This is a genomic window from Maridesulfovibrio ferrireducens, assembly GCF_900101105.1.
GTDB lineage: Bacteria > Desulfobacterota > Desulfovibrionia > Desulfovibrionales > Desulfovibrionaceae > Maridesulfovibrio > Maridesulfovibrio ferrireducens.
In genome coordinates this window covers 500,479-525,156 of sequence record NZ_FNGA01000002.1, presented here as the reverse complement: position 1 = coordinate 525,156, position 24,678 = coordinate 500,479, and the positions used below count along the sequence as shown (strand labels likewise).

The 24,678-nt window shown below is 42.5% G+C and carries 27 protein-coding genes; 14 read left to right on the top strand and 13 right to left on the bottom strand.

Annotated features, from left to right (window positions below; all coding sequences use genetic code 11):
• Positions 1-66: 66 nt before the first annotated feature.
• Positions 67-1,524, bottom strand: coding sequence for a sulfite exporter TauE/SafE family protein (locus BLT41_RS07220; protein WP_092159691.1), 1,458 nt, complete (start codon positions 1,522-1,524; stop codon positions 67-69).
• Between the two features lie 187 nt (positions 1,525-1,711).
• Here BLT41_RS07220 and BLT41_RS07215 point away from each other — a divergent pair, with 187 nt between their 5' ends.
• Positions 1,712-3,193, top strand: a complete 1,482-nt coding sequence (locus tag BLT41_RS07215) for an ATP-binding cassette domain-containing protein (RefSeq protein ID WP_092159689.1) — start codon at positions 1,712-1,714, stop codon at positions 3,191-3,193.
• 113 nt (positions 3,194-3,306) lie between these two features.
• Here the strand turns inward: BLT41_RS07215 and BLT41_RS07210 are convergent, their stop codons facing one another.
• Both BLT41_RS07210 and cysQ read right to left on the bottom strand, forming a co-directional pair.
• Positions 3,307-3,573 (bottom strand): hypothetical protein, encoded by a 267-nt coding sequence (locus BLT41_RS07210; protein WP_092159687.1) that lies wholly within the window; start codon positions 3,571-3,573, stop codon positions 3,307-3,309.
• A 12-nt stretch (positions 3,574-3,585) separates the two neighbouring features.
• The gene (cysQ, locus tag BLT41_RS07205; RefSeq protein ID WP_280141308.1) at positions 3,586-4,332 is read right to left on the bottom strand and encodes a 3'(2'),5'-bisphosphate nucleotidase CysQ; all 747 of its coding nucleotides are present in this window, start codon (positions 4,330-4,332) and stop codon (positions 3,586-3,588) included.
• 110 nt (positions 4,333-4,442) lie between these two features.
• Here cysQ and BLT41_RS07200 point away from each other — a divergent pair, with 110 nt between their 5' ends.
• The 4 genes from BLT41_RS07200 to BLT41_RS07185 all read left to right on the top strand — a co-directional run bounded on the left by BLT41_RS07200 (position 4,443) and on the right by BLT41_RS07185 (position 7,584).
• The gene (locus BLT41_RS07200) at positions 4,443-4,667 is read left to right on the top strand and encodes a MoaD/ThiS family protein (protein ID WP_092159683.1); all 225 of its coding nucleotides are present in this window, start codon (positions 4,443-4,445) and stop codon (positions 4,665-4,667) included.
• A gap of 3 nt (positions 4,668-4,670) precedes the next feature.
• Positions 4,671-5,516, top strand: coding sequence for a HesA/MoeB/ThiF family protein (locus BLT41_RS07195; RefSeq protein ID WP_092159681.1), 846 nt, complete (start codon positions 4,671-4,673; stop codon positions 5,514-5,516).
• 532 nt (positions 5,517-6,048) lie between these two features.
• On the top strand, positions 6,049-6,282 hold the full coding sequence (locus BLT41_RS07190; protein WP_092159671.1) for a hypothetical protein: 234 nt from the start codon (positions 6,049-6,051) through the stop codon (positions 6,280-6,282).
• Positions 6,283-6,390: 108 nt separating this feature from the next.
• Positions 6,391-7,584 (top strand): PP2C family protein-serine/threonine phosphatase, encoded by a 1,194-nt coding sequence (locus tag BLT41_RS07185; protein WP_244512214.1) that lies wholly within the window; start codon positions 6,391-6,393, stop codon positions 7,582-7,584.
• Between the two features lie 4 nt (positions 7,585-7,588).
• On the opposite strand, the gene BLT41_RS07180 is transcribed toward BLT41_RS07185, so the two are convergent.
• The 8 genes from BLT41_RS07180 to flgB form a co-directional block, all read right to left on the bottom strand.
• The gene (locus BLT41_RS07180) at positions 7,589-8,446 is read right to left on the bottom strand and encodes a transporter substrate-binding domain-containing protein (protein ID WP_092159665.1); all 858 of its coding nucleotides are present in this window, start codon (positions 8,444-8,446) and stop codon (positions 7,589-7,591) included.
• 285 nt (positions 8,447-8,731) lie between these two features.
• Positions 8,732-10,057 (bottom strand): FliI/YscN family ATPase, encoded by a 1,326-nt coding sequence (locus tag BLT41_RS07175; RefSeq protein ID WP_092159655.1) that lies wholly within the window; start codon positions 10,055-10,057, stop codon positions 8,732-8,734.
• Complete coding sequence (locus BLT41_RS07170; protein ID WP_092159651.1) at positions 10,050-10,799, bottom strand: FliH/SctL family protein; 750 nt, start codon at positions 10,797-10,799, stop codon at positions 10,050-10,052. Before BLT41_RS07170 ends, BLT41_RS07175 begins: the two co-directional genes overlap by 8 nt.
• On the bottom strand, positions 10,786-11,787 hold the full coding sequence (fliG, locus tag BLT41_RS07165) for a flagellar motor switch protein FliG (protein ID WP_092159650.1): 1,002 nt from the start codon (positions 11,785-11,787) through the stop codon (positions 10,786-10,788). Before fliG ends, BLT41_RS07170 begins: the two co-directional genes overlap by 14 nt.
• A 1-nt stretch (position 11,788) precedes the next feature.
• Positions 11,789-13,393, bottom strand: a complete 1,605-nt coding sequence (gene fliF / locus BLT41_RS07160) for a flagellar basal-body MS-ring/collar protein FliF (protein ID WP_092159649.1) — start codon at positions 13,391-13,393, stop codon at positions 11,789-11,791.
• 125 nt (positions 13,394-13,518) lie between these two features.
• Positions 13,519-13,845, bottom strand: a complete 327-nt coding sequence (gene fliE, locus BLT41_RS07155) for a flagellar hook-basal body complex protein FliE (protein ID WP_092159648.1) — start codon at positions 13,843-13,845, stop codon at positions 13,519-13,521.
• A gap of 66 nt (positions 13,846-13,911) precedes the next feature.
• Positions 13,912-14,352: a flagellar basal body rod protein FlgC gene (gene flgC, locus BLT41_RS07150; RefSeq protein ID WP_092159647.1), complete on the bottom strand. Its 441-nt coding sequence runs from the start codon at positions 14,350-14,352 to the stop codon at positions 13,912-13,914.
• Positions 14,352-14,762, bottom strand: coding sequence for a flagellar basal body rod protein FlgB (flgB, locus tag BLT41_RS07145; RefSeq protein ID WP_092159646.1), 411 nt, complete (start codon positions 14,760-14,762; stop codon positions 14,352-14,354). The genes flgC and flgB overlap by 1 nt, the downstream gene beginning before the upstream one ends.
• Positions 14,763-15,072: 310 nt before the next feature.
• Between flgB and BLT41_RS07140 the strand changes: the two genes are divergently transcribed.
• The 5 genes from BLT41_RS07140 (at position 15,073) to BLT41_RS07120 (ending at position 18,844) form a co-directional block, all read left to right on the top strand.
• Positions 15,073-15,627 carry a tetratricopeptide repeat protein gene (locus BLT41_RS07140; RefSeq protein WP_170830331.1) on the top strand — a complete coding sequence of 185 codons (555 nt, stop codon included), beginning with the start codon at positions 15,073-15,075 and terminating at the stop codon, positions 15,625-15,627.
• A 169-nt stretch (positions 15,628-15,796) separates the two neighbouring features.
• Complete coding sequence (locus tag BLT41_RS07135; RefSeq protein WP_092159644.1) at positions 15,797-16,396, top strand: IMP cyclohydrolase; 600 nt, start codon at positions 15,797-15,799, stop codon at positions 16,394-16,396.
• A 241-nt stretch (positions 16,397-16,637) separates the two neighbouring features.
• Positions 16,638-18,122 (top strand): GTPase HflX, encoded by a 1,485-nt coding sequence (gene hflX / locus BLT41_RS07130; protein WP_483127848.1) that lies wholly within the window; start codon positions 16,638-16,640, stop codon positions 18,120-18,122.
• A 240-nt stretch (positions 18,123-18,362) separates the two neighbouring features.
• Positions 18,363-18,581, top strand: coding sequence for a translation initiation factor IF-1 (infA, locus tag BLT41_RS07125; RefSeq protein WP_092160362.1), 219 nt, complete (start codon positions 18,363-18,365; stop codon positions 18,579-18,581).
• A 53-nt stretch (positions 18,582-18,634) separates the two neighbouring features.
• Complete coding sequence (locus BLT41_RS07120) at positions 18,635-18,844, top strand: cold-shock protein (RefSeq protein ID WP_092159642.1); 210 nt, start codon at positions 18,635-18,637, stop codon at positions 18,842-18,844.
• A gap of 69 nt (positions 18,845-18,913) precedes the next feature.
• On the opposite strand, the gene BLT41_RS07115 is transcribed toward BLT41_RS07120, so the two are convergent.
• Entirely contained in the window at positions 18,914-19,243 is a 330-nt protein-coding gene (locus BLT41_RS07115) for a hypothetical protein (RefSeq protein ID WP_244512213.1), read from the bottom strand.
• Positions 19,244-19,331: 88 nt separating this feature from the next.
• Positions 19,332-20,279 carry a chemotaxis protein gene (locus BLT41_RS07110; protein ID WP_092159640.1) on the bottom strand — a complete coding sequence of 316 codons (948 nt, stop codon included), beginning with the start codon at positions 20,277-20,279 and terminating at the stop codon, positions 19,332-19,334.
• 203 nt (positions 20,280-20,482) lie between these two features.
• Here BLT41_RS07110 and BLT41_RS07105 point away from each other — a divergent pair, with 203 nt between their 5' ends.
• From BLT41_RS07105 to BLT41_RS07090, 4 genes are all read left to right on the top strand, one after another.
• Positions 20,483-20,848 (top strand): response regulator, encoded by a 366-nt coding sequence (locus tag BLT41_RS07105; protein ID WP_092159639.1) that lies wholly within the window; start codon positions 20,483-20,485, stop codon positions 20,846-20,848.
• A 323-nt stretch (positions 20,849-21,171) separates the two neighbouring features.
• Complete coding sequence (gene hypD / locus BLT41_RS07100; RefSeq protein WP_425283311.1) at positions 21,172-22,260, top strand: hydrogenase formation protein HypD; 1,089 nt, start codon at positions 21,172-21,174, stop codon at positions 22,258-22,260.
• Between the two features lies 1 nt (position 22,261).
• A complete protein-coding gene (gene hypE / locus BLT41_RS07095; RefSeq protein ID WP_092159637.1) occupies positions 22,262-23,269 on the top strand; it encodes a hydrogenase expression/formation protein HypE in 1,008 nt (335 codons plus the stop codon).
• Between the two features lie 131 nt (positions 23,270-23,400).
• Positions 23,401-24,678 (top strand): EAL domain-containing protein (locus tag BLT41_RS07090; protein WP_139167338.1); only part of this gene is annotated, 1,278 nt, incomplete at its 3' end.

Here is a 24,678-nt window from a genome sequence, read left to right as displayed (position 1 = left end):
CCCCAAGAGTCAGTGCGCTCAACAGGAATAAAATAGCCGATAAGATGAGCGTTTTGCCGGAGTATATCATTTGGCTGCTCCTTCTTTTTTAGGCGGTCTTATGGTGCTGAGGATGTCTGCTGTCAATGAGTAAAAAAGCCAGCCGCAGAAAATTACCATTCCGATAATCATGATATATAGAGCGCTTTGATCAAGAGTTGTTGTGAGATTATGAGAGATTGATGCTCCGGATTTTCTGAGTTCTCCCGGTAGAGACAGGAGTCTGTTGATAATCACAGAAATTACCAGAAGGGAAACAAGCCCTTTTATCCTGTATGGCTCAATAGATCTTATTGCTTTTCCGCCTAGATGAATTCCGGTCATGGTTCCGAATATCAGCCCCGTTATGCAATAAATATTTATAAATCCTTTAAGACCGAAAGTTCCAAACGTCAGCACACCGGAAGAGGCTGCTAACCCTAGAAGATCTGTTCCCGCCACCATTGCTGCAACACATCCGAAGCCTCGTGTCAGGATTGTGAAGCTTAAGATTATTCCGCCTGAGCCGGTTAGAGCCATGAAAAAACCACCGAGGGTGGCAAGGATAAGCGCAGGAATTACAGGGATTTTAGAATAAGGCTGTCCGTCAGCCAGGTCTGCAAGTTGTTGTGCTGCATCTTTAGGATCGGCCTCAGCACCTGTCGGAGCAAGCTCCAGTTCCTCGACATCATCCTTAACTGTTCCAGGGAAGTTTACGTATGGAGGGAATTTCATGGTTCTGATTGTACGAGCTATTTCCCAAGGCTCTTCATCTGGAAATGAGATGAAAGCAGACTGGTCTATTTCGTTTTTTTCTGAATCCGGTTCCTTCGGTGATGGCTTCGCCGCAAGAACTCCGTCTTCTGTCGCCACCTGCTTAGTCTCGGTTTCTGCCGAATTCATTTGCACAGCAGCTTCTTTTTCTTTTTCAGCGTTTTGCTTGCGTAGAAGAGCAAGTGCATATTTATGGGAAGCTTCGCGAAAATCAGGAACGATGATGAATGAATATACAATGAGCCAGAGGATTATCATCGATGAAATAAAGACATCATTTCCGGCGGGGTCAGCAAGAAAGACATTTGAAGACAGAGCGAATCCGGCAAGTCCGCCGACAGTTGTTCCTGCGGTGAGAATCAGAGCAAAAGTGTAGTTGATTCGTTTGTGGAATCCCATCCGCACAGCTTCGATTGTACTGAAAAGGAATAATCTGAATATTTCTGAGCCGACTGCATATATACCTGAAATTCCGGCAGTCATAAGGGCTGGAACAACTATAAATCCTCCTCCGGCTCCAATTGACGAACTTAGCATTCCGGCTACGAGACCGATTGCAGCTGAGATCAAAAATCCAGGACCGGACCCGTCCGGCAGTATGTAAGGATTATTTGTGTTTCCAATAATGTCGGGAGCTTTAAGGACTTCTTCGCAAAGCCCGGAAATAGGGATCAGCAAAGCAAGAAGGGTAAAACATAAGATAAGTAGGCGTTTATCGGAAATGTATTTCATAAGATTCCTGCCTGATCTATTTAATAATTTCGTTAACTATAAGAATAAAATAACTTTTTATCAACTGAATATAAATTTGATCTGTATATTGCTAAAAACTTGCACCGAATGTGCTTAAATAGTAGTTGAATTGCTCCGAAGTATTATAAAAAACAGATTTTTTTATATTTTATAAAGTGGAGTTTTTATGAGCAGCAAGATCGTTTCCATGCGCAATGTTTCCATTGAACTTGAACAGGGGCCAGTACTCCAATCAATTGACTGGAATATCAAACGAGGTGAGCATTGGGCCGTGCTTGGACCTAATGGTGCGGGAAAAACAACCCTGTTCAGAGTTCTTGCCGGGGCTGTTTGGCCTGATGATGACAAATCCCGCGAGTACTATTTTGACGGTAAAAAGACTTACAGTCCTATTGATGCTCAAGAACGTATATATATTGTTTCTCCCGAACAGCAGGATGTTTTTCTTAAAATGGGCTGGGATGTCAGCGGAGAAGAAGCTGTTCTCGCGGGAAAAGACAACACTCCCTTTCTTTATAGACTTGCAGACGAGTGGGAGTATGAAGAAGTCAGATCTTTGATGAAAACTCTCGGCATGGAGAGCCTTGCCAAAAGAAGTATTGTTGCAATGTCTCGCGGTGAAGGAAGAAAAATTCTTATTGCCCGCGCACTTATTGCCCGTGCAGAAGTGATTATTCTTGATGAATTTTTAGAAGGTATAGATCAGAAGTCGCGCGCTCAGTTGATTGAAGCCATTGATGCCGCCGCTGCCGCAGGAATAACAATTGTCTGCTCCGCTCACAGAGACGAAGAACTTCCTACGTGTATAAACAGAACTCTTCACTTAGCTGATGGAAAGATTGATCGCTGTGAAGACGGACTGGGCAAAGGGGTTTCCTGTTTTATCGACGGAGCTCAAGAACGTATACCACCAGCCGTTAATCGTATTGAAGCCGGGAAAACACTTTTCAGATTGTGTGATGCCAGTGTGGTTTTTCTCGGGAATACAGTTCTGAAGAACGTGGACTGGGAAATGAACGGCGGACAAAACTGGGCTGTTCTCGGTGATAACGGAGCCGGAAAATCTACTCTTTTACGTCTCCTTTACGGGGATGCAGCCGCCTATGCAGCTGAGAAACAGATGGAACGGCTGCCTGAAAAGGGAGATTCCTTACGTTCTGTTCGCGGGCGGATGGGAATGGTTTCTGCCTCGCTTCAAGCCTCTTTCGGGGAAGCCGTCGGACGACCTATCCGTATATTGGATCTTGTTATTTCCGGTTTTTTTGCTTCAGTGGGACTTTTTGATGAAATAACTGATGAACTTCGTGAAAAAGCTTACGAATGGTTGAAGTTCTTCGGCATCGAAGATTTAGCAGAACGAACTACAGTCCAGCTTTCATACGGACAATTGCGGAAAGCGTTTATCGCGCGTGCTCTGGTTTCAGAACCGGATGTATTGTTACTCGATGAACCTTTGGCCGGAGTTGATGCCGCTTCCCGTAAGGAAATATATAACTTGCTCGAATCCTTAGCTGCGGCAGGAGTGGCGATGGTTTATGTCACCCATCATAAAGAAGAGTTGATTCCGTCTATTTCACATGTTCTCGAAATTACTGACGGGAAGATTTCTTTCAACGGTGAGAAAGAGGAATATTTGCAAAGCAGGTAATTTCGTAAAAATAGAACTTGTTTGTATTTTCAATAAATTAATTCTTTGTACAATTAAAAAGGGAGGAAGCCATAAGTGGTTTCCTCCCTTTCTTTTTAGACATTTTTCTAATGCTATTTTTTTATCCATCCCCGTCCGGACATACAGCTCTCGTATGCTCTGTTTTCCCGAGTGTACTCTTTCTGTTCCTGTTCATACGTTTTAAGGAATCTAAGTTGGTTTCCGGGGGCAGATCCTGTTGCTTTTTTAGCTCTGTCTGTACATTCTTTACGGTCTTTCGCAAATCTTTCACCCTGATTAACAGAAGGATCTAAACCGGGGTTTTGATATGAAGTACAGCCTGCGAAAAGAAGTAGAAATATTAATATAAGTGGGCGCATGTCAGTTCCTTATCAGGCTGTTACAAAAAAGCCTTTGTTTTTTAAATTTTCTTTATTGTAGGGGAAAGGTTTTCCGTCAAGTCCGAGCATTGAGCCTCCGGCTGATTCTACAATGGCCTGTCCTGCGGCGGTATCCCATTCCATAGTGGGGTTGAATCTGGGATAAATATGTGCCTTTCCTTCAGCAACAAGGCAAAATTTAATTGCGCTTCCTGCGGGAGTCATTTTTTCAACTTTTATTGTGCTGAGATATGTTTCCAGATCAGGAGAAGGGTGCGACCTGCTGCCTACAACAATCAAGCCTTCATTTTCATTAGCAGGTTTGGTTGTAATTCGTTCTGGATCTTTATCGGTTCTGCTTACATAAGCACCGGTTTCTATACTGCCGGTATACAATGTGTCGCTGGTAGGTGCGTAAATAACGCCGAGAACGGGGCGGTTGTTACGCATTAACGCTATGCAGACGCAAAATTCACCGTTATCTTTGATGAATTCTTTTGTTCCGTCCAGCGGATCGACCAGAAAGAATTCTTTCCATGTCTGCCTTATAGAGAAAGGAATGTCGGTTCCTTCTTCAGATAGAACGGGTATCTCAGGGTAAAGATTTGCAAGGGCAGCCATAATAACTTCGTTAGAGGCTAAGTCCGCTTGAGTGACGGGCGAGTCATCTTTTTTACTGGTGACTTTGAATCCCTTTTTTTTTACTTTCATTATAGCATCTCCCGCATCACGGGCGATTTGCGAGATATTAATTATCATGTTTTTCATATTAAAAAACAATATCAGCCTTTTTTAAGCATGTCATCTGCTCTTGCTGTGAATCCGCTGTAAGTTTTGACATAAATTTCATAGCGGATTAACTATAAACGATGAAAATTAATGTAACCTGCTTTGGTCACCTTGCCGTATTTCATGTCAGCGGACAGTCTCTTGAAATTGAAAAGGGTACTGTTGCTGATGAATTACCCGATATTTTAGGCTTTTCTAAGAAAGATGCGGCCATGTTTTTTGTCGGTGAGCAGCGGGTTGATCCTGACTATGTGATTACTAACGGAGATATTATTAAGATATTTCCTCCGATAACAGGCGGGTGAGACATGAGTTTAGAAAAAGATATTTCTGAAAAATTTGAAGGTAAATATACTGAAAAAATCTTTTCACCGGAGCATAGTGTAAAGATAGCTCCTCTTGCTGTTTCTAAATCCATATCAATAGAATTAGGGCTTGATCAGAATTATGTTGAGCGTGTTGCTTTTAAACAGGGAGCTGTTCCGGAAAGGTACGCCCGTAATCTGACAACTTTCAGTCAAAAGGAACAGGAAAAGCTTTTTACTTCAAAGGTCGCGGTGGTCGGTCTCGGAGGACTTGGTGGTCATTTACTTGAATCTTTAGCGCGGGCCGGAGTGGGGCATATTGTTGCATGTGACGGTGATGTTTTTGAAGCATCAAATCTGAACAGGCAACTTTTAGCTACCGAGAATACTTTGGGACAGTCAAAAGCTGATGCTGCTTATGAATTGATAAGAAAAGTTAATCCGGCAGTGTTTTTAGATGTTAAGTCTGAATACCTAGAAGCTGAGCAGTTTGAAGGTTTCATCAAAGGCGCGGATGTAGTTGTTGATTGTCTGGGGGGATTGAAACATCGGGGTCAACTTAAAGATGCTGCTGCAAAGCTTGGAATTCCTCTTGTTACCGCAAGTGTTGCCGGTTGGGCCGGAATTGTTTCAACAGTTTATCCGGGTGATCCCTCTCCGTCAGATTTTTTTGGCAACAATAATGGTCTTGAGGAATTGCTTGGAACTCCTGTGTCTGCAATATCAACTGCGGTAGGCGTTCAGAGTGCTGAAGTTCTTAAAATTCTCAGTGGTAAAGGGGCTGGTCTAACCGGTAAAGCTTTTATGTTTGATCTTGCCGGGTTATATTTTGATGTTGTAACCCTTTAGTTTTGGTAATGTTTCAAATTTAAGTTCCTTTTTATCTTCTTTTCTAGATACCTCCTGATCCTATTTAGATTCTGAATATACTCTTCGTAAATCAATGTTTATTGTCATTCTTTTAGTCTTTTATACTATTTCTTTATTTGGATAGTAATGTCATTAAATCTGAAATCTTAAAATTTAAAAATTAAGTATTTTAAAGCTTTTAATGTTAATTATTTGATTTGTAATGTTATTATTTATGTATATTGCCTAGATTTGTACTTTTTAGATTTTAAATTGTCTTTATTCATGTTTATTGGTGAACTGAATTATATTAATTTTAAATGTAACTGTAAGTAAAATATGAGTTTTACATTAGTGTTTGTATGTAACTTTTTTCTCGTAAATTTTTTAATAATATAAAAATGGTTCAGCATCCGCAAATAGCTGAATCTATTGAAAATTATGCAGAAAAAGGTAGACATAATAGCATTGTAAATATAGATCATTCTCCAAGTTAGGCACAATACTGCATAAATATATATGGAGATAGAATATGAATAAAGATTTTGACGATGTTGTTACGGAGTTAAATTATATAGCGGCAGCTCTTGATTTTCTTGGAGAAGCCATGGAGTGCTATGAATCGGAAGGCAAAAAGCTAAATAAAGGGGGGGTCTCCTATATAGCCAAGGTCATCGGTGAGCGATCTTCCAGAGTGGCTGATTTATGTTGGAACATTAAATTAAGTTATAAGAATTTGCCTATAGCTGACAGTGTTGAATCCTGATATATTTGTTTATTATACTGTAGAATTATTAGATTCTGTGGTAAATCCTAAGGCAGTTAGAGACTCTTTTTACTTTTTAGATGTCATAATTGTTTCGGAGGTAAGCGGGTGAGCGTTAAAGTTCAAAAGAATAAGCGAGAGGATGAATCTCCGATTATATTGGTTGTGGATGATTCCATTACTATGAGAAATTTTCTTACGAGAGTTCTTGAAGATGATTATCAGGTAGTGACCGCTGCTGACGGGCTTGAGTGTGTTGATAAATATGTTGAGATTCGTCCAAGTGTAATTCTGCTTGATTTACTTATGCCCAAAATGGATGGATTTGATGTAATTGAAAAGATACGTAATTTTCTCGGTGATCCTGAAGTAATTATAATTGTACTGACCGGGCAGGATGAGCAGGACATCAAGGCGAAAGCTCTTAATGCCGGTGCAAATGATTATTTGACCAAGCCTTTCCATGTTGTCGAGTTAAAGGCACGGGTCGGCGTAGCCATCAGGCAGGTCATGCTTACACGTCAATTGCAGTCTGCTAATTCCGAGCTGCAAAAAGCCTATGATCTCATTGATGATGAAGTTCGTTTGGTAGCGAGACTTCAGGATAAGCTTTTGCCGACCAATGTACCTTTTATTAAGGGTTTAGAGATTGAAAGTCTGTATAGGCCGTCAGGGCGAGCCAGTGGTGATTATTTTGACGTGTTTGACCTTGAAGACGGTGTAATCAGAGTTATTATGGCTGATGTTTCAGGGCACGGTCCTCAGGCTGCCTTTATTATGGCAATTGTCAGAACTTTGTTTAAAGCTGACGGCTCCGAGACTCGCGATCTGGCTCACAGTTTGTTTCAGATTAATACTCATCTGGTGGACTTGATTGGTAGAGACAGTTATTTTGTTACCCTTTTTGCTGCGGATATTGATTTCAATGCCGGAGTCATGAAATTTCTCAGTGCCGGGCATTGCCCTGCACTTATTATGCAGGATGGCATCATGGGGGAACCTTTGAAGGCCCATGTTCCTCCTTTAGGTTTTTTCCCGGTGGACTGCACTCTTGATGAGCGCCGATTTACCTCTTCATTGGATTTGTTTCTTTTCACGGATGGATGTTATGAATGGCGAATGGGGAATAAATTTTTCAGTCTTGAGCCGTTTATGGATATTGCCGGCAAGTTGATGCACACAGACAGCCTTAATCTTGATGCAATTGAAGACCTCTTGGAAAAAGAAACAGGAGTTCGCCCGGTCTTTGACGATGATGTTACGGCTCTTTCTATACGTTGGAAAAAGGGTGCTAGAGATTAAGTGACTAATTCTTTTTTGATCTAAGAACCCTGAGTATGTCTGTTTTATGAAATAATAAGATCAGGATAAAGGCTATTCCCAAAAGGATAACGGTTGCAGGGATTGTCCATCCGGGGGAAGTCTTTTCCAGCGTGAGCCATTTATGAATAATTCTTTCCATTTTTATTTTAGGGATTGAATTCATTCCTGCGACAATAGGTTTAAGCTTATCTATATGTTTTTTGCTTACAGCCGGGCGTATTGGTTTTGTGAATAGTTTATAATAGCTGAAATTATTTTCTGCTCCCAGTTTGTTAAGGTGATGCATGGCGACTGGAAAATCTGCTATAAATGTTTGAACCCTGTCTTGGGTTGCTGCTTCTATCAGCTTGTTGCATGAGTCATAAATGACGAGTGATACGTATGGGAAATTATCCTCCATAAATTTCTTTGAAAAATCTTCCTTTATTACCCCGCAGTTCAAGTTATCAAGATTGTCGATTTTGAAGTCGGTAAGTTTTTTTGAGACGAATAATCCTCCGCTAAAATTAAAGAATTTATCGCTGTAGTGCAGCTTATCAGCCCGTTCTTTTGTGTAGAAGAGCCCTCCATGTACATCAGTATCTCCATTTGCCACTGAAGTAAGAGCTTGATCCCAATTGCTAAGTTTAAAAACAACATCAATTCCAGTTTCTTCAGACCATAACTGCCATATATCTATAATGATTCCTTGAGGATTTCCGTTGTCGTCGAGAAAAGAAAGTGGAGGCATTGAAGCAGAATGGGATATTGTAAGCTGGGCTGCTGAGGCGAGCAGAGTGTTTTGCGTTATAAAAAATAGTGTAGCAATTATGAGAAATGTTATTTTAGAATGAATAATCACAGCTCTCAGCCCCTGTTTAAGGTAGAATAGTCGTTAATAGCGAAGAATAAAAAAAAGACATCCCAATGTCGTCTTATCTAAAAGTTGTGATCGGTCAGATTTCCGTGCAAAGCTATTATTTTTTTTATATACATAAGGTTCGGGAGTAAACAAGCGTTTCATTCGAAAATATATAATATATTATAATTGTGTAGTAGGACTGTAGTGTCTTTTTTGAGATTTAGGCGGAAAGGGAAAAATTAAGCGTGGCAGAGTGAGAATCGTAAGTGAAGAGTTCTGTTATATTTATTTAGCCTGACCGGCAGCATTCAAAGTAAGAAGAGCATTAAAGCTTTCTTCAAGAGTCTGTTTCTCGCTAACCAACTGCTGTAAAAACAGGTTTATAGCCGGAACCATTTTAATGGCTGTATCAATTTCTGGATTTGCTCCGGTTTGATAGGCTCCGATATTAACCATGTCTTCAACTTTGTTGAAGGTCGCAAGTTGTCTGAGAACTTGCCTTCCGGCAGTAATCACATCATTTTGAGTAATATCGCCTCTTACTCGACTTACACTCTTTAATACATCGATGCATGGATAGTGGCCCTGATCAGCCAGTTCACGGGTGAGAACTATATGTCCGTCAAGAATTGAGCGGGTTGCATCTGCGATAGGTTCGGTGAAATCATCTCCGTCGACAAGAACAGTATAAATACCTGTTATGGAGCCAAGCCGACTCTTACCTGCTCTTTCAAGAAGTTTTGGGAGCTGTGCAAAAACTGAAGGAGTGTATCCTCCGCGGGTAGGCGGTTCGCCTGCGGCAAGTCCCACTTCACGTCCAGCCATTGCGAAACGTGTTACAGAGTCCATCATCAGGATGACATCATTTTGTTTATCCCGGAAATATTCAGCTATGGCGGTGGCAGTGTAAGCCGCTCTCATGCGTAGCAGAGGACTTTTGTCAGATGTAGCAATAACAAGGACTGAGCGGGCCATGCCCTCAGGGCCTAAATCTCGTTCCATAAATTCCACAACTTCTCGACCACGTTCGCCGACAAGAGCTATGACATTGATGTCTGCCACAGTGTATCTTGCGATCATGCCGAGCAGTGTCGATTTTCCGACACCTGAACCTGCCATGATACCGACTCGTTGACCTTTCCCGAGTGTCAGCAAGCTGTTTATAGCTTTGACACCGACATCAAGAGGTTCATTGATGCGCGGTCTTTCAAGGGGGTTAGGTGGATCACGGTGAAGAGGATTAAAGCTTTCAGGGATAATAGGTCCTTTTCCGTCAATAGGCTGTCCGAATGCGTCAACGGCTCTTCCCAGCAGATTCATCCCGACAGGAATATGAGGCGGAGCACTTGCGCTTTTGATGAGACATCCCGGGCCGATTCCATGAAGTTCTCCGTAGGGCATGAACAAACAAGCTCCGTCACGAAACCCTACAACTTCAGCAGGAATAGGTTCTACAGAATCTTCTCCAGGCATGAGGTGGCACACAGAACCAAGAGGAGCCTTGATTCCTTTACCTTCTGCAATCAGGCCGACAATTTTGGTTATTTTGCCGTAAGTGCGGCAAGGGTCAATGGATGAGAGCAGCTCGGTGCAACCTTTCATGTCAGCCATTGTTCTCTCCGGCTGTTGCGGCAAGTTGTTCCAGTATTTCCTGTACGCCATCCCAGCGGGAAGTGATCGTGTTATCGATCATGGCATCTTCGGCTTCAAGGACAACTCCACCGTTATCAATTGCAGGGTCTGCTTTGATCCGCCACTTAGCAAGGCCTGGGTAATCAGCCTGAGCCTGCTCCAGAAGCTGAGCTATAAGTTGCTGATCCGAAGGTGAAACTTTTACCGTGAGCATGGTTTGCGAATCAATATGAGATAGAGCTTCATCCAGAAGCGAGGCGAGAATTTCCTGCCTGCGTTCTTCCATTTCCACTCCCAGTGTCTTTTCTATAACCATCATAACCAGAGAGATTACGTCAGCGGATTGAGTTGCAATTACAGCCTGTGACTGTTCTTGAATTGCGGCCAAAGTCTGCCCTAGTTTCTGGCTGAAACCGATCATGTGTTTTTCAGCTTCCGTTGCAGCCTGAGTTTTTCCTTCGGCATATCCTTCAATCTTGGCATCGGCTTTAAGTTGTTCAGCTTCAGCCATGGCTCTAGTTATGAGACCTTTAGCCATGTCCTGAGCTTTTGCTTTAACCCTTTCAAAATATTCCAGATCGGTGTCTTTATCCCACGTAGGCTTCTTTTTACCTTCCATATCCTGAATAGTCATTTCCTGGGCATTGTTATTTGAATCAAGGCCCATGATGACTCTACCAGTGTAGAATTTATTTTCAGCTTCGGTGTTAGACAAAGACATCTCCGGATCCTCTGCTTATCATTATGCGTCCTTCGTCTTCTAAACGACGGATGCTTTTGACGATATTCTGTTGCGCTGATTCTACATCTGAGAGCTTTACCGGACCCATGATTTCGAGATCTTCACGGATCATGTTGGAAGCACGTTCAGACATATTCTTGAAGATAAGTTCCTGAAGATCATCAGAAGCACCTTTGAGTGCTGTGGTGAGTTCTTCGTTGGAAACTTCCTTGAGAAGTTCGCGGATTGCTCTGTCGTCGAGTCCCTTGATGTCTTCGAAAACGAACATAAGGTTTCGAATTTCTTCTGCCATCTGTGTGGATTCTTCTTCGATTTCCGAAAGAACTTCTTCTTCTGTTGCACGGTCTACGGCGTTGAGAATTTCTGCTACAGCAGGGATTCCTCCCACCTTCTTACCTTCTTTACCACCCATGGCTATGAGCTGACTTTGAAGAACTCTGTCAACTTCCATGAGCATTTCTTCTGCAACGGCTTCAAGTTTAGCAAGTCTCATGAGGACTTCGGCTCTGACACCTCCCGGCAGACTGGAAACTAAATCCGCTGCTTTTTCGGGGTGCAGATGTCCAATAATTAGAGCCAGTGTCTGAGGATGTTCATTCCTGAGAATCTGAGCAAGAATTTTCGGACTTACATTTTGTAATTCCTGGAATGGAGCCGGACCGCTTTCGAGGTCGAGCTTATCCAGAATGTATTTAGCGGTTTCTTCATCAAGAGATTTGCTGAGAAGTCTTCTGACCTGATCAGCTCCACCCATAAGAAGTTCTGCGCCGTAAGCCAGAGTTTCATTGAACTCTTTGAGTACTTCAAGGACTTGTTCCTTGGGGACTGAATCCATATCAAGCATAGCTCTTGAAACTTCGGCTATTTCTATGCGGTTCATGCGCTTGAATGACTCAGCCGTAAACTTATCCCCGAGGGCAAGAAGTACTATGGCTGTTTTTTGATTCCCAGTGAATGGGGTCGACAATTTATGCTGCCTCCTGCTTCAACCAGGTCTTCAGAACCTGCACCGCCTGATCCATATTCTTTTCTGAAAGTTGCAGAGCCTGAGCCTTGGCGTTCTCCAGCTTACGTGCCGTATCTAGAGCCTCTTCGTCAAGGTCACTTTCATCAAGAGACAGTCTTTCTACACCTTCAGGAAGTCCGGCCATCTCATCAATGTCTTCTTCAGCGATGCGCGGTTTGATGAGAGCCATCACTACCGGGCGTACTACAAGGATCAGGAAGAGGAAGATGAGAAGCCCGTTAAGGAAAGGCTTTCCGAGTCTTTGAGCGTATTCAAGCATGGTGCGCATGAGTCCTTCGTCGCCGAAAGCATCCTGCATACCGAAGGTCATATTCGACACTTCAAGAGCATCTCCGCGGGTGGAATCGTAACCAACCGCCGAGCGAACTAATTCTCTGATGCGTTCCATTTCTTCTTCGGAACGCGGGATATATGTCATTTCACCTGTCTCGGCATTTTTCTCGTATGTGCCGTCGACTACGACTGCAACACTCAATCTTTTGAGTTCACCGACTGGGACAATTATCTGCTGTTCTTCTTTATTTATTTCATAGTTGGTTGTTTTGGTCTCACGGTTTGATTCCTGAGTTGTGGCTGTTCCAGTGAAACCGTCACCTCTGAAATTTGCTTCCGGGACTCCGCCGTCAACGTTGGCAGTCCCCTTAGTGGTTTCTCCGCTTGACTGTTCACTGCGGGCAACCTGACTGTCAGGGTCAAATGCTTCTGTCTTGATAGTACGCTGTCTGAAATCGAGTTCTGCGTTAACTTTGGCGATAACTTTTTCTGTACCGACTATCGGCATAAGCAACCGCTGAATGCGTTGTTCGATTTTACTTTCCATTTCAGCTTTATACTGAAGCTGGCTGGAACTGACATTTAAGCCCAGTCCGCCGTCTTCTTCAGGCTGATACAGAACCTGCCCACGCATATCCGTAATAGTGACATGTTGGCCCTTGAGCCCTTCAACAGACATAACAACCAGATTAAGGACACCCTTGACCTGCTTTTCAGAAAGTTTTTCGCCATCTTTGAGCTTCAAGACAACTGAAGCTGAAGGTTCGGCTTGTTCTTCAATAAATAGAGATTTAGCGGGAAGCACCAGATGAACTCTGGCTCTTTCTACCTGAGGAAATTCGCTGATTGTTCTTGCAAGTTCACCTTGAAGAGCGCGCTGATAGTTGATGCGCTGGATGAAGTCAGTTTGACCGATCTGCACTTCATCGAAAATTTCATAACCGATTCCCTGTCCGTGCATGGCTCCTTCACCTGCAATCTTGAGGCGCAGGTCATACACTCTGTCTGCAGGAACCAGAATTGTGGCACCGTTGTCCTCAATTTTGTAAGGTTCTTTAGTAGACTGCAAAATGCCTACAACGCGGGAAGCGTCTTCAGTATACAGTTTGGTGTAGAGGACTTTATAGTCGGTCTGGTTGAGCCAGAAGACCATAAGAAGGAAAGCAATTACAACAGAGGCAGCCAATCCTCCGATAAGAATCCGTTGGGATACTGTACGGTCGGACCAAAAATTTGTAAATTTAGCTAAGTACTCATTGAGGAAGTTGGGCATAATCAAACTCCTGACGATTTTTCTGAGAGAAAAGCAATAAGTGGTCCGACTTTATTAATCGTATATATTATAGTATGTTATGAATTGCTTTTAGGCATATGCAGGAGGCCCTGCCAAAATAATGTCTAGAAAGGCATTTTGAGGACTTCCTGGTAAGCAGTCATCACTTTGCTGCGGACAGTGCTGGTCATACTCATAGCCAATCCGGCTTTCTGGAGTGATATCATCAGTTCGTGAACATTCTGATTTTTTCCTGAAGCAAAATCTTCGATCATAGATTTCTTTTGAGTCTGCAGGTCATTAACAGAAGTCAAAGAGGTCTTTAGCGTTTCGGTGAAGGAGTTTTCTTCAGGTTTGCCAAGCTTCATGACCGAGTCGAACTTTTTATCAAATTTGTTCTGGGTCTGAAGTGCGTTAGAGTAAGCTTGCATTGCTACGTTTTTAATGGACATTTTCTCTCTCCTTGATTTCCGAAATTCTATCTGCTGCGTTCTGTCTTTGACGGTTGTTAAGGGTTATCAGCCCTGACCAATTCTAAGAGCGCGGTTGAACATTCTTTTGGCAGAGTCTATGGATTGTGCGTTAGCTTCGTACGATCTGCTGACTGTGATCATGTTAACCATTTCTTCCACCACATTGATGTCCGGATATCTGACTATACCCTTGGCATCGGCATCCGGGTGGTTCGGTTCGAACACTTCTTTAAACGGGCGGGTATCGGAGACGATACCTCTGACTGTTACGCCGCGCAGTTGCTGATTCATTTCACTGTTCATTGCTGTGTCAAAAGGAGAGAGCAGGGGAGTGGATTCCATGGCAACACTTTTCCGGCGGTAAGGTCCGCCATCTGCGGTGCGCGTAGTTCTGGAGTTCGCCATATTCATCGATACGACGTTAAGGTACTCTCTTTGCGCCTTGAGCCCGGAGGCTCCCAGTTCAAGTGCTGTCATGAAGTTCATTATCTAGCTCCGTCCTGAATGATTTTTTGCATTCCACGAAAATTTTTACTGACTATCTGAGTTAACGCATTATAGGCCAAAGTATTTTTGGCCATGGTTACCATTTCTTTATCAATGTCTACTGGATTTTCACCGTGGATAACTCTTGGTTCAAAATTTGAAAGAGTTCTGCCGTTGAATTTGTTAGCTTCAAAAGTGGCCGGTACATGCATTTTACTTGTTTTGGTTAATTTGCCTCTGGCATCTTTACCGATAGCTTTTTGGAGGCTGTCTTCAAATTCCAGTGTCTTTGCTTTGTAACCAGGGGTGTTAACATTTGCGAGGTTGGATGCGACAAGATTTTGACGCTGAAGCCTTAAGTCCAAAACCTTACCTGTCAAAGCTATGTGACCTTCGAAAAGTCCTTTCATTTCTGAATCCTCCTGCAAAAATTTCCTGTTCTTCCATGGCGTGAAAGCCACTTGAAGTCGTAAGTGATTATTGATTAGCAAGACTTGTTCCAAGTTTGTAACTCGCTGTTGTTTAAGTTTATTTTTCAGGAGGAGGTGATGTCGCTTTGGATGAGTGTCGTAAAGCGGGCGGTCTTTAAAAATCTATATATAATGAAGGGAATGGTAATTTTTGTCTTGGCATAGCAGTTGCATAGTTTCTGGCAGGCCAATAATGGTCGAAAAAAATGCCGCCTATTTACTAAGGTGGTAAATATTTTCGGAGGGGATTATGAGTCATTTAGATTATGAAATTAACAAGGAACTCGGTGAGTGTTATCTGTTCATGGGCGAACTGGATAAAGCTGAAGATTACTACAAGAAGGCTGCCGGATCTAACGGTGTGCATCCCGACCCTTATATCGGGCTTGCTACTATCGCGATTCAACGTGGTGAGTATGATTCTGCCATGGCTCTTTATAAGAAGGCACATTCTGTAGAAGTTACTGATAAGAGCTTCGCAGGAATGGGACTCATTCTGATGGAAACCGCCAAAAAGAATGAAGCCTTTGAAAGTTTTTCCGATGCCTTGAAGATTAATCCGAGCAACATGGTTGCACTTTTCGGTATAATCAGAATCGGACACGAAGCTGAAATGGTTGATCAGGCAGTTCCATTTTTGGAAAATTTCCTAGCCATTGAACCTGAAAAGCACGAAGTTCGTTACTCTTTAGCCGGTTGTTTCATTTGTATGGACAAGAAAGCTGAAGCTGTAGAACAACTCGAAATGATCCTTGAAATGGATCCCGCAAATGCTGCGGCAAAGGAACTGCTCGAGCAGATTTAAGCTCCGCGGAACCTTTATATAAAGTCGACTCCCCTCCAGGTTGGTCCCGTCCTTTAATTAATGTTAATTAAAGGACGGGGGCCGATACTGGCAAAATGTAAGAGTGGGAGCTTGCCTTTGGCGGATAATTCCGGCACAACTCCACAAAAACAATAGTGGGAGAAGTGTTATGGATATGTTGCCTATAAAGCGTGGTGTTCTCAGTGTTACTGATAAATCCGGACTCGCTGCATTTGCGTCTGAATTGGCTGGTTTCGGTGTAGAACTTATAAGCACCGGTGGAACCAGAAAAGCTCTTAAAGATGCAGGTCTTACTGTTAAGTCAGTAAGCGAAGTTACCGGTTTCCCTGAAATAATGGGTGGCCGTGTCAAAACTTTGCACCCTAATGTGCATGGTGGAGTGCTCGCGGATAAGGATAACCCTGAACACATGTCGACTCTTGATAAACATGGAATCAAGACGATCGATATGGTTTGTGTAAACTTGTATAATTTTGCCAAGGCTGTCAGCGAAGGGCAGGATCTCAGGAGCGCTGTTGAGCAGATCGACATCGGTGGTCCTACTATGCTTCGTGCTGCCGCAAAGAATTTTCATTCCGTTCTGGTTGTCCCCAGTCCCGTACATTATCCCCGTATTCTGAAAGAAATGAAGAATAATGACGGCAAGATCTCTCTAGCACTTAGAAAAGAACTTGCCGCAGAAACTTTTGCGCTTGTTTCAGAGTACGATTCCATGATAGCCAAGTATTTGGCAGAACACGACGCGTAAATATTTAAGCGGGGCGACAGATTTCTGACGTTCCGCTTTCACTGTTCAAATATCCTGCGGGATAAAGGAAGATGCAGCCATCGCTCTGAAAGTAAAAGGAAATACGCAAGGGCTTAAGCCCAGCGAAATCAAACGGATCAACCGTCTTGCGGAGCGCAGTTATAGCGATCCGTGCGGATATTCTAATGAACAGGCCCGTGAGCTTTCAATTCTCAGTAATGAGATAGGAAGGCAGATCGGTTTGCTTGTAAATCGACAGGGCCGTCCTGAGATGATTCTTGTCGGCGATCCCACATCGATTTATATTCCTGAATTGCCCAGAGCCCGACAGTCTGAAGGACGGTTGCGAGGACTCAGGCTGCTGCATACTCATATTTCAGGGGAAAATCTTTCAGAAGAAGATCTTATGGATATGGTTTTCCTGCGGCTGGACAATGTGACCGTCATTGTTTCCGATTCTCATGGTGATCCTGAATTTGTTCAATATGGCTACCTTCTCCCTCCGGGGTCAGGAGAAAAAACATATGAGCAATTACCTCCGGTTCGCTGGGACACTTCGGACATGGATCTGCCGGCACAGGTTAAAGCTCTTGAAGAAGAATTCAGCCGCGCTGATAAAACCCGGGATATGGCTGATAAGCGTGAACGGGCGATTGTGGTCAGCGTATCTCAGGATTCTAAGACGATTCAGGATCGTTCTCTCGATGAGTTGGTGGATCTTGCTGATACAGCAGGTCTCAAAGTCGAAGGGCGGATGATTCAGCGGATTCGTCAGATTAACCCCAAATTTATTATGGGTAAGGGAAAGCTTGCAGAGCTTGAAATTCTGGCATTGCAGGCGGATGCAGAAGTTGTTCTGTTTGATCAGGAAATTTCTGCTGCGCAGATGCGAAACCTTGCTACCATCACCGAACGTAAAGTTCTGGACCGCACACAGTTGATTCTTGATATTTTTGCTCAGCACGCCACAACAAAAGCCGGCAGGCTGCAAGTTGAAATGGCGCAGCTCAAGTATATGATGCCCCGTCTTGTCGGAAAGAATGATGCCATGTCTCGTTTGATGGGTGGTATCGGTGGTCGAGGTCCGGGTGAAACCAAGCTTGAAATTGACCGCAGGCGAGTTAAAGAAAAACTTACCAAGCTTGGCAATGAACTGAAAAAAGTCAGCAGACAGAGAGGATTTACGCGTGACCGCCGCGCTCGGGCCGGTGTTCCGGTTGTTTCTCTTGTCGGTTATACAAATGCCGGAAAATCCACCTTGCTCAATACTTTGACAAACAGTGTGGTACTTGCTGAAGATAAACTTTTCGCAACTCTTGATCCGACCAGCAGACGCATTCGCTTTCCTAATGATCAGGAACTTATCCTTACTGATACTGTCGGTTTTATTCGTCAGTTACCTAAGGAATTGAAGGAAGCTTTCAGGGCTACTCTTGAAGAACTTGAGGCCGCAGATATTATGGTACATGTTGCTGATGTATCTCATCCTGAAGTGGAAGAGCAGATCGAAGCGGTTGAAAAGATTATTGAAGAAATGGAAATGAATGAAGTTCCCATAATTCTTGTTTTAAATAAGTGGGATAGGATAAGTGAAGATCAACGTGAAATGATGCAGAATTATTTTCCTCAAGGAATTCCTGCAAGCGCGCGGGACCGTAAGTCCTTAAGGCCTTTGGTTGAACTTATTCTTGAGAAGCTTGGAAAACTGTCAAAAAGAGTTAGATAGATTTTTTACTGACAGTTTACTGATATTTTATTTATAGTTGGTAAAGGCCCATCACGGAATTTCCGTGGTGGGCCTTTTAATTTTTATATGATATAATTATAGATATCGTTGAGATGTTTTTTGAACGGGAGTGCTAAATCTCTGTTGCAAGTGGTATATGAATTTTGCTAAAGCTATCTGGTTCCTGATGGAACATAAAAAAATATCGAGGGCCGTACAGGCTGTGTGATGGAGGAAGCTGTGGCTAAAGAAGAAGCCATTGAGGTTGAAGGTCTAGTGCAGGAAGCTTTGCCTAACGCCATGTTCCGTGTTGAACTTGAGAACGGGCATATGATTCTTGGGCATATTTCGGGTAAATTGCGTAAATATTATATTCGCATTCTTCCGGGAGACAGGGTCAAAGTTGAACTTTCCCCTTATGATTTAACTCGCGGACGTATAACTTTCCGAATACGATAAGTTTTTGATTATTATTTTGATCATTTTTCTAAATCCTGAGTACAGGGAGTAATATGAGCTCGAAAGGCGTTGTCAGCTGGTTTAACGAGCAAAAAGGGTTCGGTTTCATTACAGATGAAACCGGTCAGGATATATACGTACATTACTCCGAAGTTATTCGTGATGGATTCAAAACTCTTGAGGTTGGCGAAAAAGTTATTTTTGAGCTGGTTGATGAGAGTCGTGCCCCGAAAGCTGTGTCTGTAAGGGTTATAAATTATTAGATTAAAATGTGGAAGGCCCGTCTGTTGTTACAACAGACGGGCCTTGTCTTTTTATAAAATATGAGCAGGTTATCTTTGGCCTGCTTCATTTTTTGTTGGTTCCAGAACCGCGTCGATATTTATTTGGCGCGATGATAGTTTTCCTTCTATGATCTCATGTCTTGTCATCTGCCAATCCACATGATCGATAAAATCAACTTTTGCCCATGCTGTTTTGGGAAGTCTTTTGACCAGTTCCTCTAAAAAATCATCAATATCGATATAATGTCCTTCATAGTCGACATTTAACAGCTCATCTTTATATACAATTTTATTAAATGGAATCTCATCTTTCATTTCATCAAAATCTTTTTGTGAAAGTCCGTGGACATCTCCGTAGACTCTAACATCATCCATCATATAAACTCCCGAATTTTTGTTGCTAAGATTGAAATTGTGATTGTAAAAATTGTCATCTGGTCAGATTGGAATATTACGTGAGTTTTATTTAAGGTCTGGCTCCCTCAATGAGCTTGATAGCCTTGGCCGGGAGCAGGTGTAGATCTGGTTTTGATACCTGCTCGTTGGCTCCTACTGATTCGCCTTTGTGCTTAAGTTCCTTGGTAATGATCGAGGAATATAAAATAACGGGAGTATCTTTAAAATCTTCATCTTTTCTAATCCATTTAGTAAGGCTGAAGCCGTCCATCCGGGGCATTTCAATGTCTGAGATTACAATCTCGACGTAATCTTTTACAGGGCGTTTTTCCTGCTGGGCCATTTCTTTAATTTTTATCAGAGTATTCAGGGCTTCTTCACCGTTCTGTACGATTGTATGTCTGAAATTCGCGGAAGTAAGAATTTTTTCCAACATTGCCCGGATAGTCGGTGAATCATCACAAACCAGCGCCGTATAAGCTTCAGAAGCTACTGCAGATGGTTCCGACAGGTTGCCTCCGAGAGTTGGATCAAGGTCTGCTAAAATGCTTTCCAGATCTAAGAGTTGGATGAATCTGTCTTCGCGTTCTACTATTCCGATAATGCAACTATCCTTAAAACTGCTCATAAATTTGTCAGGAGAAAGCACTTGCTGCCAGCCGACCCTGTGAATTTCAGTAACTCCGCTTACCTGAAAACCGGAAACAGTCTGGCTGAATTCCGTTACGATAACAATGTCATATTTTTGGTTATTTCTTTCAAGTCCCAGCCAGACGGCAAGATCAAGTACCGGTAATATATGATTTCTCAGTGGAATGGTTCCCATGAAACAGGGGTGTTCGGCTGATTCCGGGTGCTCAAGATTAGGGCTTTCAATGACCTGCATGACCTTGGCAACGTTAACTCCGAAATGACATCTTTCTGCCGGACCTGCATCAGATGCTGGTATATCAATATAGAACTCTAAGATCTCGAGTTCATTCGTTCCGGTTTCCAGTAAAATATCAGTTTTTGCCATTACAAAGGCTCCAGCTTTTTAAGTTGTGATCTGAAATATGCAAAATAATAAATATATTAAGCACCTCATTACGCTAAATTACATGAATAGAGTAGTCCGGTCTATAAAATTTGAAATAAAGGTGGTAATGATGTTAAGAATAAATTCTTTACAAATTCAATTTATTGGGTTTATTTTAACGAACAAGGAAAGGTGGAAAAAATATGTATAAAATTTTGATAGCTGAAGATGATAGAATCTCACAAAAACTTGCAGCCAGATTTGTTGAAGATATGGGACACATCCCAGTCGTCAGCCCGCATGGCAAGCATGCTTATGAAGCTTTAAAAGCTGAAAATAATTTTGATATGCTGATCACAGATATTATGATGCCTGAGATGGATGGCCGGCAGCTTGTTCAAACGCTCCGGGGAGATTCTCAGTTTATGGAATTGCCGATAGTGATTATGTCAGCGGTTGTCGGGGTTTCAGATATCTCAAATCTGCTTGCTCTCGGCGCTACATACTTTTTAACAAAGCCGATTGATAAAGCTGAATTTGAAGAAGTTGTTAATCGCTGCCTCCGATAGCTGTCTATTTTTGTATGTTTTTGAAATTTTTAAGTTTTAAGTACTTTTTTAAACGGATTCCGATACTCAAGCGGGGTCCGTTTTTTTATTCATGAAATTATCATAGCTTTACGGGGTTGTTACGAATCGTGATTGGGTATAATGAACCCGTAAGCTTTTTTAAAAACTAAGGTTATATTTTAATTGTATTTAATAATAGCTTTGGTGGCAAAGGGGCAGATCTTTTTTAAATATACGGGGTTATTTTGACCAAATGCCCTTTTCTGTCTTGAAGTTGTGATCTTAGAGCCTGAAAACGTTAATATGGGGGGTGTGCCTTGTCCCTGAAAGTTTTAGAGCAATTTAAAAATCCTGAACTATGTAAAAAATTGCTTGATTGCTTGAACAAAGAAATCGAGAAAGAAATACGGTTCATGGAAGTTTGTGGAACTCACACTGTTGCGATTTTTCGTAGTGGGCTCCATTCTGTTTTACCTGAAAAGGTGATTCATTTGAGTGGCCCGGGGTGTCCTGTGTGCGTAACTCATGAGTCCGAAGTTAATGCCTTTTTAGACCTTGCCGGCAAAGACGGTGTTATTATTGCCACCTTCGGAGATTTGATAAAGGTGCCGGGTAAAAAAGGGCATTGTCTTAAAAATGCTCAGGCGGACGGTGCAAGGGTGGAAATTATCTACTCTCCTTTTGACGCCCTCGAAATTGCACGCAAAAATCCTAATGATACGGTTGTTTTTCTGGGAGTAGGTTTTGAAACAACAGCTCCGGCCATAGCCGCAACGGTTATGATGGCAAAAGAGCAGAAGCTTGATAATTTCAAGGTTCTGTCTTTTCATAAGCTTGTTCCGCCTGCTCTTGATGTTTTGATATCCGATCCTGAAACAATGATTGACGGTTTTCTTTTGCCCGGTCATGTTTCAACCGTTATCGGTATCCATCCCTACGATTTTATCGGCGCTAAATATGGTACACCTGCGGTAGTTACCGGGTTTGAACCGGTCGACATTCTGCAAGCTCTGTTGCAGATGGTCCGGTCTATGAAAGAGGAGCATCCTAAGGTTATCAATCAGTACCAGCGTGGTGTGTCTGAATACGGTAATCCTAAGGCTGTCGAAGTCATGTATCAGGTTTTCAAATCTTCAGATGCGCTATGGCGCGGGATAGGTTTGATCCCGAATAGCGGACTCGAATTTTCAGATGAATATGAAAGTTTTGATGCTAAAAAAGTTTTTGATCTTAAAATCGGGGAGTGTCCTTCTTTGCCGGGTTGTAAATGCGGAGATGTTTTGAAAGGGAAAATGACTCCTGAGAAATGTCCTCTGTTTGGAAAAGCTTGTACCCCGGCATCTCCTGTAGGTCCTTGTATGGTTTCAACCGAAGGCAGTTGCGCCGCATACTTCAAATATAAAGTAGATTAATATGTCCTCAGATAAAGTTTTACTTGATTACGGTTCTGGCGGAAGAGCTTCCCAGAGACTTATTTCGGAACTCTTTATTAAGCATTTTGCTAATCCTGAGCTTGAAAGACTCAATGATGCTGCCGCATTTAATATAGACGGCAAAATTTCCATGAGTACTGACAGCTTTACGGTTGACCCTATTTTCTTCCCCGGCGGGGATATCGGTTCTCTGGCTGTCCACGGCACAGTCAATGATGTTGCCATGCTGGGTGCTATTCCTAAGTATCTGACTTGTGCTTATATCATCGAAGAAGGCTTTCCTATGGCTGACCTTGAAAAGGTTGTTATTTCCATGAGTGAAGCTGTCAAAGATGCCGGAGTGGCAATCGTTACCGGAGATACTAAGGTTGTCCCGAAAGGCGCTGTTGATAAAATTTTTATCAATACAACAGGAGTAGGCCAGATTGTGGCTGATCCTATGCCTAGCGGAGACAGAGCTACTGTTGGTGATGCTGTTTTAATCAGCGGAACAATGGGTGATCACGGCTTGACTGTTCTTGGAACGCGCGGAGGGATTTCTCTCGAATCAAACGTTATGAGTGACAGCGCGGCTTTGAATCATCTTTTGATTAAGCTGGTGCAGGAAATTCCTGACGTTCATGTTTTTCGCGATCCTACTCGCGGCGGGCTTGCCACAACTTTGAACGAGATTACGACTGCTTCAAATGTCTGTTGTGAGCTTGAAGAGTCCTCCATTCCGGTTAAACCGGAAGTTGTCGGAGGCTGTTCTATCCTTGGACTTGATCCTCTCTATCTCGCGAATGAGGGTAAATTCCTGTGCATTCTGCCTCAGAAATACGCAGAACAGGCTCTTGAAATTATGCATGCGGATAAACATGGAAAGGATGCTTGTCAGATTGGAAATATTACCGATGCAAATCCTGGAAAAGTTATTCTCGTAACTCCTCTTGGAGGAAGACGTCTTTTGAATATGCTCGAAGGTGAGCAGCTGCCTAGAATTTGTTAATGTTCTAAGTTGATATACACGTGATACGAGAGCTCCGTTTCTGAAAAGAAACGGAGCTCTTTTTTATGGTGCAGAAAATGGTGAAACATAAAGGAAAACATGTTAGGAATTAAATAAGAAAGGAGTATACCGTGGAAAATATTTCTAACGAATGTCTAGCATCTGTAGGTCAAATATTAGAAGGTAAAGGTGTTGAGGTTTTTTATCAGCCGGTGCTTTCCCTTGAATCAAAAGGAGTCATCGGATTTGAAGCCTTTTCTCGTGGTGTCGATGAGCTTGGGAAGACAATAGTTGAACCTGCTTGCCTGTTTAGCTCTTCATTGCCTCCGGAAACGCAATTTAAGGTTGAAATGCTCTGTCTTAATAAGAGTTTGGACTCGTTTCGGGACATCCACCTTAAATATAAAAGTATGATTTTGTTTTTGAACGTAAACAGCAATATTTATAATTTGCCGGAGAATGAAAAGCAGTCTCCATTTAAGGCCGTAGAGTCATTTAAGTTTAATCCTCGTACAATCGCATTTGAATTTGAGGTTTCTCAACTTGAAAAAAAGATACCTCTCAGCTTGATAAGATCTTTGCAGGAAAGCGGGTATAGAATTTCTTTGGATAACTCCCGGGTCAGCTTGGCTGGATTAGGCGTTGTTTTTAAGATTCGTCCTGATTTCGTTAAGCTTGATCGTTTCTTTTTCCAAGGAATTGATAAATCGAGTCACAAGAAAGATATGGTTAAGGCGGCAGCACTCACTTTTGAACTTGCCGGGGCAATGCCTATTGCCAAGGGAGTTGAAACTGAAACAGAAGCTCTTGCTCTTGCTGAAGCAGGGTTTTATCTTCAGCAGGGTTTTTTTTATACCAATGAGGAGGAAGGTAAAAGCGGTACAGTTACTTTTGGTGAGAAAATGACGAAGCTCAGTGCTGATTTCAGAGGCGTAAAAGTTGTACAGTTTGATGATTCGCGTGAAATCTTCGGGCATTTTCATCTTGCCTTAAAGAGTACAGTGTTGAAATTGCAACAGGAAGAACTTGCGGGGATGAACGATGTTCTTAAAGAGTTGATAAAAAAAGAACATGGTATTGTTTCTGTTTTTGTTTTGGATGCATCTGGTAAGCAGATTTCGCAGCGTTTAGTGGGTAAATCTGGAGATGTTATCGGAAAGACTGTAGAAGTATCACTTACAGGCAGAGATCACAGCCATGAAGATTATTTTATTTACTTAAATTCAGGGCTTGAGAAAGTTGCAGGAAGGCAACGGCGCTCTGCTTTTTGCCGGGAAGACTCCAGATATATTGCAAGTTTTTTTTACAGAGAAGAAGGTCGAAGAGGATTAATTATAGTACTTGAATATTTAGATAAGCCTCAGGAGCAGGAGAAGAAACCGGAATCGCAGAAGGAACAAGAACAGAAA